The sequence below is a fragment of the Paracoccus marinaquae genome, from assembly GCF_018860165.1.
GTDB classification, from domain to species: Bacteria; Pseudomonadota; Alphaproteobacteria; order Rhodobacterales; family Rhodobacteraceae; genus Paracoccus; species Paracoccus marinaquae.
Genome location: NZ_JAHKNG010000132.1, coordinates 1 through 863 on the forward strand (window position 1 = coordinate 1; position 863 = coordinate 863).

Sequence of the window (863 nt, forward strand, 5' to 3'; positions counted from 1 at the left end):
GCCTGCCGCGCCATTCGATGATCCGGTCCAGGCTGCGGATGACCCGCTCGGCGGGCAAGGAAAAATCCACCTCGATCCCCAGCCCTTCACGGTTGAAGTCGTCCAGCACGTTCAAGAGCCGGAACTGACGGCCATCACCCAGCCGGTCGGCCATGAAGTCCATCGACCAGGTGACATTGGGCGCATCCGGCACCGCCAGGGCCTCTGGCTTCTCACGCTTCAGCCGCTTGCGGGGCTTGATCCGCAGGTTCAGTTCCAACTCGCAATAGATGCGATAGACCCGCTTGTGGTTCCATGGGTGGCCTTTGACATTGCGCAGATGCAGGAAACACAGCCCGAAACCCCAGGTCTTGCGCGCCCCGGTCAGCCCGATCAGAAGATCGGCGATCAACTCGTTCTCGTCCTTCAGCTTCGGGCTGTAGCGATAACAGGTCTCGCTGACCCCGAGGGTCCGGCAGGCCAAGGCGATGCTAACCTGTCGTCGTTCGACTGCGCTTGCGGCCATCTCGCGGCGTTGAGACGGCCTCGTCACTTTTTTCCAAGCGCCTCCTTCAGCAGCTCGTTCTGCATGCTGAGTTCGGCAAACATCTTCTTCAGCCGACGGTTCTCGTCCTCGATCGCTTTCATCTGGCTGATCATCGACGCATCCATGCCGCCATACTTCGCACGCCATTTATAGAACGAAGCGCTGCTCATGCCGTGCTCCCGGCACAACTCGGCCACAGGCACACCGCCTTCGGCATGCCGCAGGATCGCGAGTATCTGCGCTTCTGTGTATCTGCTGGTCTTCATACGAAATCTCCTCGTGCACTTTGCCGAGAAAACTCTACTTTTGAAGCCCCCTACTTTCCGGGGGGATTACC

1 pseudogene is annotated in these 863 nt (G+C 59.6%); it reads right to left on the reverse strand.

What is annotated here, in order from left to right:
* Positions 1 to 792: pseudogene (locus tag KNW02_RS20650) on the reverse strand (IS3 family transposase); the annotation flags it as partial.
* Between the last annotated feature and the right edge of the window lie 71 nt (positions 793 to 863).